Raw genomic sequence first — 9,092 nt, 5'->3', positions numbered from 1 at the left:
ACGCCTTCAGTACCGGCCCGACACCCTCGACGGCTTCATAGCCGGCACTCGCTTGACCCTCGACGAGCCAGCGCCACCCTGACGAGCCGAAGTCAAGTAAGTACGGTCCCGGTGGGCCCGGCGGGATCTACCGGACAGACCCTGCGACCAAGCAGACCGTCGTGTGGACCAGAGTTCCCAACCCCGGTACCACCGGGCACAACCCAGGCGCCGCGATGGACCAGGCGTTCGGGCCCGTAGCGGGCAAAGAATCGCTGGGCGATGTTGATGTCAGTCCGGACGGCAAAGACCTGTATGTCGTCAACCTGCACGACCGCAGGCTCTACCGCTATGACGCCATGCAGCCGACAGCGGCAGCACCGAAGGCGTCCTACTCCATTCCGAACCCTGGCTGCGCTGCCCCGGGAGACTGGCGCCCTTGGGGTTTGGGTATCCAGGACGGCAAAGTCTACGTAGGCGGCGTCTGCTCAGCCGAATCCACGGGAAGTAAGCTGGACATGAGAGCGGTCGTGCAGACCCTCGACCCCACCACGGGAAACTCCACCGGCATCGTCATGGACCAACCGCTGAACTTCCCGCGCGGTGGATATTCTCGTCCGGACCTTGACGCAGCAGGTAAAGGACCATGCGGTGGTCACGGTTGGTATCCATGGACAGAGGGCCGGCCGATGTCACAGGATGGCCGAGTCTGTAACCACCCTGAGGACGGCAGTATCCAGAACCCTGAACCAGAACTTACTGACATCGGTTTTGAAACCAACGGTGACATGGTCGCAGGATTCGGTGACCGCTTCCCTGACCGTGCCGGCTGGATGCTGCCCGCAACATCTGCAGCCTGGCCTGTAACTACCGCCATCAGTGGTGGCGACATCAACCGGGCATGCCGCGGCGGGAATCACATGTTCGTTCTGGACGGCAACGGCGGCTGCACCAACCACGAAACCCCCGGTAACAGCGGTTCTCAGCCTGCGAATATCAGGGAATTCTATCCAGGAGACTGGACAGGCCCACACCAGGAGATCGGCGCCGGCGGCGTAGTCGTCGACAAAGTAGAAAACGATCTACCATTCACAGCAATGGACCCCACTGACAGAACCGGAACTGGCGTGAGATGGGTCAACCGAAACTCCGGAAACCGCGATGGGGGTGAATTCCTGAACGACACCTTCGGTAAGGCACGAGGCATCGGTGACCTGGAAGTTCTGTGCGATCAGGCGCCGGTGCAGATCGGTAACCGGGTGTGGCAGGACACCAATGAGAACGGTATCCAAGACCCGGGTGAGGCGCCGGTTGTAGGCGCCACGGTGAATCTGTATGACGCCGATGGCAAAAAGATCGGTACGACGGTCACGAACTCACGTGGTGAGTACTACTTCGATTCCACGGTGACAAACAACGTCAAGCCCGAGGACCTGGTGTACGGGCACACGTACACGGTCAAGATGGACAACCCCGACGACTACACAGCGGGTGGTCCGTTGCAGGGCTGGGTGCCCACCCGCCCCAACCAGGGAGATGACGACCAGGTCGATTCCAGTGGTGAGCCGGACGGCAACCCGTTCCCCGCGGTCGTGGTGAACCCGGCGGGTGCCGGGCAGAACGATCACGGTGCAGACTTCGGGTTCAAGAAGCCGATTGTGGACCTGTCGGTGATCAAGGTGGGTCCGGCGATCGTGGATCCGGCCGGTGAGGTCGTCTACAACATCATCGTCACCAACAACGGGCCCAACGACTCCTCGGGGTGGACGGTCACCGACCCGCTGCCAGCGGGGATGCTCAACCCGCACACCTCCGATGCCGGCTGTGGGATCGGAGCGGGCAGCCTGACCTGCACCGGCGGACCCCTTGCGGTGAGCGAGAGCCACACCATCACCGTCCGCGGACTCGCCCCAGCCTCCGGCCCCGCACGCCTCGACAACTGCGTGACCGTCAAGGGCAACGAACAAGACCCCAACCTGCAGAACAACACCTCCTGCGTGACGACCGTCGTTCCGGACATCCCGCTCATCGACCCGGCCATCGGCACCGCCGCCGCCGGCCTTCTCGCCATCGGCGGCGCCCTCTACCTCGGCCGCCGCAAGACCACCGGAGCCGCCATGTAACCAACCCGCAACCCTAAAGCCTCGCTCAATCGACTGATCGGTCCCTCCCCAAGAATCACGGGGAGGGACCGATTGGTTTGCTGGCGAAACTGCTGCGGGGCAAGTAACCGTGCCCTGGTCCCTGGCCGGGGCGATGCGGCACGCGAACACGCGGAAGCGATCTGGCGGGTGCTCCTGCAGGCCCGTCCGGCCGGGCTCCACATGCCCCAGCTGATCCAGGCCACCGAACCCACCCGCAGGCAGGAGGGCTCGAGGCTGGCGATCATGCGCGACACCAACCACACCCGTCCGGCACCTACAGCCAACGCCCTGGGAGGCCGCGTCCACAAGGTTCAAAGATGGGTTTTAAGAACGGTCCGGATGCCTAGTCATGGTGGTGGAGCGGGCTGAGGCTGCCAGAGATCGGAGGTTGGACACGCCAGGGCCGGGCGATGACGCCGTCGCTAACCCACCCGTAGTGCCGTAGCCGGTCACCTGCTGCTCAGCTGTGAAGGCCGGCCCGTACAACACGGCTGGTGGGGAAGTGAGGCTGTGGCGTGGGACAAGCGCCGGCGGTGGGTTGGGGCGGTTGGTGACATACCCGACCCGCGGATCCCTCACCGACGAGTCTATTCATTCACTCCTGCGGTGTTGCTCTGAGCCTCGGTCCGCCAGTAGGCGAGGGCGCTGCGCGTGAACAGAGTGTCGGGGTGCTCCTTGCCCAGGAGCCGGGAGCGGTCGTGGAGCACATCAACAAGGATCTCGGCGGCAGCGGCAGGGTCACCTGCCCGGCCCCGCCATTGAGCAAGGTTGTTGCGAGTCGTGAGGACGTCGGGGTGGTTTGCGCTCAGCAAGTCCGTCATGTGCGGTAGGAGTTCGGTGAGCGCTCTGGCCGCACCGGCCGCGTCCCCCGCCTCTCCAAGCCAGTGCGCGAGATTGTTACGGGCAGTGAGTGTTTGGGGGTGGTTTTCGCCCAGTACCCGGATTTCGTCGTCGAGGATGGTGGCGTAGGAGGCTGCTGTCGCTTCTGGCGTTGCGATGCCCGCTCTTCCTTGCCAGCCAGCGAGATTGCCACGGACGGCAAGGGTATGTGGGTGATCTTCACCTAGCACTCGGATGTAGTCAGTCAGCAGGTCGGCGTAGGTGGCAGCGGCCTTTGCCGCTTGGCCCGACCGGCCACACCAACGGGCAAGATTTTGCCGAGTGGTGAGTGTTTGGGGGTGGTTTTCGCCCAGTACCCGGATTTCCTCGTCGAGGATGGTGGCGTAGGAGGCTGCTGTTGCCTCTGGCGTTGCGATGCCCGCCCTTCCTTGCCAGCTAGCAAGGTTGCCCCGAGTGGCAAGAGTGTAGGGGTGATCTTTACCCAAGGTTCGCTCTGTATCTGGCAAGAGATCTACGAGCACGGCGGCTGCCGCGGCCGCCTGCCCTGAGTCGCCCAGCAAGGTGGCGAGGTTGTTGCGGGCAGTTATGTTTCGAGGATGGCCCCTTCCGAGCACCCGGATTTGGTCAACCAGGAGTTCGAAGAAGGCGACTGCGGCCCTGGCTGTGTCTCCTGTATCCCCCAGAGAGTTGGCGCGACATCCTCGGGCTCTGAGGGTGTCAGGGTGGTCAGGACCGAGCCGGGCGGTGGTGGCGTCGGTGAGGTAGCGGAAGTGGGCATGTGCTGCAGTGACGTGTCCTGCTTCGCCGAGGCTGTGTCCGAGGCGGTAGAGGACTTCATGCGTGTCCGGCCGGTACAGCGCTTCTTCCGCACAACTGGTAAGCGCTGCTGTGTTGGCGCGGAGGACTTCGGTGGGGGTGGTGTTGTCCTCGATCTCGGGCCAGGCGGAAAGGAGGGCGTCTGCGGCGGTGCGGGCAGTGCGGTAGTAGTGGTCGGCGGTCAGGGTGTCGCGGACGGCGCGCTGCACGAGTTGGTGGACGCGGACTGCGGTCCCGGAGTTAGTGGGATTGTGCTGGATGAGGCTGAGCCGGCGCAGGGCTGTCAGCGACAGCCGGACATCCCGCCCCGACACTGGCTCCGAGGCCTCTGGCGCGAGGCCCCCTGAGGCGTCGGGGGTGCGGTGGTGGGCGAGGTAGGTGCGGGCGGGAGAGCTGGTGAGGACGGTCTCGGGGATCCCGTTGGCGCTCAGGAAGGATGCCAGCGACAGCAGCGGGCGGGCTAGGCCGACTGGGCGGAGGCGGTCGGCGTGCTCGATGGACAGGGACCAGGTGGCGGCGACGGTGAGTCTCTGACCGTCAGGGAGCGCGTCGGGCGCTGCATCGTGCAGTTGGCCACTTCGGTCCGCCAGCAGTTGTCGGTAGTCGGCTGTGGTGATGCAGATGTCGGCGAGGTAGGCAGCAGCCTGGGACAGGGCCAGGGGAAGGTGCCCGAGATCGTCGGCGAGCCCGGCCAGCTGCTCGGGAAGCTCGGGGTGAGGGAGGGCAGCGGTGAGATAGGCGAGGGCCTCGTCCGGGGTGAAGACGCCAACGTCGATGCGACAACGGCCAGTGGTCAGGGCGGCATCCTGGCGGCGAGTGGTGACCAGGGTCCGGCCCGTCGGACTGACCGGTGGCCACAAACCGTTGAGGTGAACCGGATCAGTCACGTCGTCCAGAACCACCATCCACCGGCATGCGCGCTGTGCGCTCATGGGCTCCAGCCAGGCAAGGAACGCTGCCGCGGCTTGGCCTGGGTCGTTGGGTGCCGTATCGCCGAGGAGTGCAGCGGCAGCTGCGGCGTAGCCGGTGACAACGTCGCTGCGGCTGGTGGCGGGAACCCACACGAGAATGTCGAGGTCGCCGGCTTGCCAGACGGTGCGGGCGTAGTGGGCGACAAGCTGGGTTTTGCCGACGCCGCCCAGTCCCACCACCACTCCGGCCAAGTTGGGCACGGTGACGACTGCGGTGCTGTCGGTGGCGAGTGCTGTTGATAGGCAGGCGGTGTGGGCGCGGTCCTGGAAACAGCTGGCCTGCGGGGGGATCGATCCGACCCGATGCGGCCATGTGGCCGCGGGGCGGGGTGCCGCGTGGTGATCGTGCTGGATCTTGCCTGCGACAGGGCCGTAAAAAGTGGCGTGGCGGAAATCGACTAGGTCACCGCTGTCAACGCGTGTTTCTGCGGTGCCGTCTTGAGACTGGCCCTCGTCATCATCCACTCCCCGATCCTGCTGCATTGCCCCGGTTTCGCGCAGCCATCAGCAGCAGAAGTGAAAGGAGGATCGCCGTTACTGCCGACCAGCGGGACGTATGACGCTGCGGGCTTGGCGGCGGTGTCCGTGGGCTGCACGGTCACGGCCTGGTCGGAGCCGCGTACCTCGTATGCGCGCGGGCGGTGCAGGCCGCGGCGCAGGAAGCCCTTGCGCTCCAGTGCCATCAGCTGGTGTGCGACCGAGGATGTGTTGGAGAAGCCGATGGCCTGGCCGATCTCGCGCATCGACGGCGGGTAACCGCGCCGCTGCACGGAGTCCCGGATGACCTCGATCACCCGGCGCTGCCAGTCGGTAGGTTCCGAACTGACCATCTATGACTTGGCCCGTTGCAGGAGATCGACCTTCGCCCTTCTACGATTCGCCTCCGTGTACCGGGCGTTCGACTCGCTTGAGGACTTCGAGGCCATCGCCGGACCAGAGAGTCTCGCGGGCGACGTCGGCGGCTGAGCCGTCTCGCGGATCAGGTTCTGAGGAGGGCGTGGATGGCAAGATCAAGACAGTGTGTGTGCTGGGCAGCATCCACCGAGGGGCTGCGTATCGAGCGCGTCCACACCACCCCCGGCGTACACCCGTACGACGAGGTGGCGTGGGAGCGCCGTGACGTCGTCATGACCAACTGGCGCGACGGCTCGGTCAACTTTGAGCAGCGTGGCGTCGAGTTCCCCGACTTCTGGTCGGTGAACGCGGTCAACATCGTCACCAGCAAGTGACAGCACCGGCGAGGATCGTGAGGGGCGGAGGCGTCACGGTTACCGGCATGGCAACGACCGGCTGAGCGGAACACCCCCTCTGGCCAGCCACCTCCACACAGCCCAACCCGCCAGTCACGCAAACAACTTGACGACGTCCGACAGTCTGCTGTCTGCGGACTGACCTCCTCTACCAGGGCTGCCCCCTCCAGGGCGGAAAACCGACTGATCCCGTGAAGAGCGGGCCCGGCAGTGTCACCCTGGCCCCGCTCTGGAACCCGGATGCACCGACGAATTCGAGGTCGAATGGCAGCCCCATACGAGGTCGGCAGGTATGTGTACTGGTCAGACCGAGCAGTCCAACGAGTTGCCGAGGAGAACGGCATCGAGCTCGCGGGACGTCGAAGCTGGACCTTCGGCCTCTCACTCATCGGGCTCCAAGGCGGCTTCGGACCGAAGCAGCGCGTGACACGAAACCGGCTTGAGGAAACGCGCCGCGTTCTGCGGCACATCGGTAGCGCGGCGACGCAGAGCCTGGACACAGAACCCGAAGCCGCGTACGTCAGCGGCGTAGGCAAAGTCGAGTTCGCCGAGTTCGCCGCATGGCACACCCAAGGCGCCGCACTCATGCACGTTCAGGTACGAAATGTGCATGGTCAGAGGATCGACCTCTGTCTCTTCGGAAGCATGGACAACCTACGCGGCTTCGGCCCGAGCGACGGCTTTGCCGACGGCTGGACCTCCTCAGCGGCACCAGCGGTGGAGGAACTGCTGCGTACCAGGGGAAGGCAGAACACCTCTCAATGGGACTGCCCAGAGTCCCGCTCCGTTGAGGCGTTGAAGATCGCTCTGGACCAGGGTTTCTCCAGCGCCAGCGGAGAACATACGGGCCGCCCAGAGACCCGCGGCTTCACCATCGGCCACGCCGGGCACTGCGAGTTCTTCGCCGAGATCTATACCGACGTCGTACTCGATCCTGCACGGTGGAACCTCACAGGCGAGTCAGCCGGTGCCGAACGCATCATGGTCGGCAGACCGCTGTGGATCCGAACGATGACTCCCGACGCCGTCGTCCGCTACGCCGAGCTGCGCAACGGACCTGGGTGGTCCCGCCGCCGCTGGCTACGTGCCCTGACGCGGCGCTGGCGGACCGAGATCTCCCCGCCGGGTGTGGTCACCGTGGCGTCGGAGACGGGCGAAGCCAGTCCTCCCGATCCCATTCGCCGACGCAGGTTCTCTCAGGCCCCGGACTGACAGACCGGAGAGCGCGTCCGTCAGAGCAGGCGACTATCCAACGGCCGCCCGGAAGCCCCATGCGCCCGAGTCTGTCAGTGGAGTGCGGCATCATCGGCAGATGGCCGCCATACAAGCCCCGCCGACCTACCTGGAACGCCTCCGTTCAGACCTGGATGTGATCGAAGCTGATTTCCTGAAGATCCTCGCGGACTCGCAGATCCGGAACGTCGACCCGAACCGCCGGCCCAACGGCATCGTTGTCTACGCTGCCCCGAAGTGGGGCTGGGTGCCCAGCGGCCCCGAGCTCGAGACGCGAAGGATGGAACTGCTGGGGCGCGTACGGGAATGGGAGCCGTTGTTCCGACTGCTGTTTCCGCACCCGACCCCGGAGGTCACCAAGCGCCTCGACAGGACCCTGGGCCTGCTGCAGCGCTGGCTTGTACGCCCCCGGGACATCACCGTGCCAGCTTCCATCGACACGGCCATCGACAAGGTCAAGATGGCCATGGCCACGCTCCGGAAGCTGGGACGAGCTCCTGCCGGATGACACTTGGACGGTGCGGGTAGTGGTCGACACGAACATGCTGCTCGATGACCCCGATGTCGCGATCTATACGCCGCTGCTCGGGAAGCGGTACATGGTCCACTTGCTGCCCGTCGTTCTGCGGGAACTGGACGACCACAAGCTCGCCGGCCGCAACGCCGACGTCAGGGACGCAGCGAAGAAGGCCGACCGCCGGCTGAAAGGGCTTCGCACCAACGGCGACGTCCTGCGCGGTGTGCGGGTGGCTGGTGACGTGCACGCCGTCTTTGAGCACATCGAACCCAAGAGCGACGGGCTGCCGAACTGGCTCGACCTGGACGTGCCCGACGACCGCTTCGTGGCCTCCACCCTGCTGCTGCAGTCCCGGCACCCCGGCTCCGCCGTCTACGCGGCCACTGGAGACATCAACCTCCAGACCAAACTCGCCGCCGTCGGACTGCCCTTCATCGAGAAGCCATGAGCACCAGCAAGCCCGCCGCAATTAGCCGGCGCTGAACCGCACCGTGAGAGCGGCCCTTGCCTGCACGGCGAGACAGCACGAGACCCCGGGACGATCCCGGCCCCGGGTCTCGCATACTCCGGCTCGACGGCCGGACCGCGTCACGCCCAGTCGATGCCCAGCTTCCGCAGTGCGTTCATGGGGAGTGTCTAATCAACGGCGGATCTGTTGATCATGGAGACGCCAAGTGAGTGAGATGACGATCGAGCAAGAGCCTGTGGTCGAGGCGGTCGGTGCGGCCCCATCGGACGAGCAGTTGATCGCGATGCTGGTCGACCGGGCCCGTGGTGAGGGCCTGCAACTGACCGGCGAGGGTGGGCTTTTGCAGCAGCTGACCAAGCGCGTGCTGGAGTCGGCCCTGGAAGGCGAGATCACCGACCACGTTGGCTACGAGAAGCACGATCCGGCCGGGAAGAACAACGGCGACAGCCGCAACGGCACTCGCACCAAGACCGTGCTGACCGACGTCGGGCCGGTCGAGGTCAGGGTGCCCCGGGACGTGGCCGGGACCTTCGAGCCGCAGATCGTCAAGAAGCGCCAGCGCCGGCTGACCGGGGTGGATGAAATGGTGCTGTCGCTGTCCGCGAAGGGACTCACGCACGGCGAGATCTCGGCTCATCTGGCCGAGGTGTATGGGGCCGAAGTGTCCAGACAGACCATTTCCACGATCACCGACCAGGTGATGGAGGGCATGGCCGAATGGCAGAACCGGCCGCTGGACCGCGTCTACCCAGTTCTGTTCGTGGATGCCATCAACGTGAAGATTCGGGTTCTGTCGACGATCTTGTGATCCGGACGGTTGAGCGGTTCGTGCCGACCGTTCGCGATCATGCATCGCGTGCTCTCGTGATGTGC

Annotated in this window: 5 protein-coding genes and 4 pseudogenes; 7 read left to right on the top strand and 2 right to left on the bottom strand. The window is 65.2% G+C overall.

Annotated features, from left to right (window positions below; translation table 11 throughout):
* Window positions 1-215 precede the first annotated feature (215 nt).
* Entirely contained in the window at window positions 216-2,102 is a 1,887-nt protein-coding gene (locus tag ACIRU3_RS46875; RefSeq protein WP_404070458.1) for an SdrD B-like domain-containing protein, read from the top strand.
* A gap of 608 nt (window positions 2,103-2,710) precedes the next feature.
* Here ACIRU3_RS46875 and ACIRU3_RS46870 read toward each other — a convergent pair.
* Both ACIRU3_RS46870 and ACIRU3_RS46865 read right to left on the bottom strand, forming a co-directional pair.
* Window positions 2,711-5,215, bottom strand: coding sequence for a tetratricopeptide repeat protein (locus ACIRU3_RS46870; protein ID WP_404070456.1), 2,505 nt, complete (start codon window positions 5,213-5,215; stop codon window positions 2,711-2,713).
* Between the two features lie 74 nt (window positions 5,216-5,289).
* Window positions 5,290-5,580, bottom strand: a pseudogene (locus ACIRU3_RS46865) (repressor LexA); the annotation flags it as partial.
* Window positions 5,581-5,586: 6 nt separating this feature from the next.
* On the opposite strand from ACIRU3_RS46865, the pseudogene ACIRU3_RS46860 reads away from it, so the two are divergent.
* The 6 genes and pseudogenes from ACIRU3_RS46860 to ACIRU3_RS46835 all read left to right on the top strand — a co-directional run.
* Window positions 5,587-5,870 (top strand): annotated as a pseudogene (locus tag ACIRU3_RS46860) (hypothetical protein); the annotation flags it as partial.
* Window positions 5,773-5,976 (top strand): annotated as a pseudogene (locus ACIRU3_RS46855) (hypothetical protein); the annotation flags it as partial. The pseudogenes ACIRU3_RS46860 and ACIRU3_RS46855, both read left to right, overlap by 98 nt.
* A gap of 318 nt (window positions 5,977-6,294) precedes the next feature.
* A complete protein-coding gene (locus ACIRU3_RS46850) occupies window positions 6,295-7,212 on the top strand; it encodes a hypothetical protein (protein WP_404070454.1) in 918 nt (305 codons plus the stop codon).
* Window positions 7,213-7,312: 100 nt separating this feature from the next.
* Window positions 7,313-7,741, top strand: a complete 429-nt coding sequence (locus ACIRU3_RS46845) for a hypothetical protein (RefSeq protein WP_404070452.1) — start codon at window positions 7,313-7,315, stop codon at window positions 7,739-7,741.
* A gap of 10 nt (window positions 7,742-7,751) precedes the next feature.
* Window positions 7,752-8,198, top strand: a complete 447-nt coding sequence (locus ACIRU3_RS46840) for a PIN domain-containing protein (protein ID WP_404070450.1) — start codon at window positions 7,752-7,754, stop codon at window positions 8,196-8,198.
* A 304-nt stretch (window positions 8,199-8,502) separates the two neighbouring features.
* Window positions 8,503-9,006 (top strand): annotated as a pseudogene (locus ACIRU3_RS46835) (transposase); the annotation flags it as partial.
* Window positions 9,007-9,092 lie beyond the last annotated feature (86 nt).

The organism is Streptomyces sp. NPDC101151 (assembly GCF_044768335.1).
Classification (GTDB): domain Bacteria; phylum Actinomycetota; class Actinomycetes; order Streptomycetales; family Streptomycetaceae; genus Streptomyces.
Note: the sequence above shows the minus strand (reverse complement) of the source record. Positions and strands in the feature narration are given on the sequence as shown.

What these genes read in the sequence shown, in the direction of transcription:
- ACIRU3_RS46845 (WP_404070452.1), top strand. Translation starts at nt 7,313, where the DNA reads ATGGCCGCCATACAAGCCCCGCCGACCTACCTGGAACGCCTCCGTTCA.
- ACIRU3_RS46875 (WP_404070458.1), top strand. Translation starts at nt 216, where the DNA reads ATGGACCAGGCGTTCGGGCCCGTAGCGGGCAAAGAATCGCTGGGCGAT.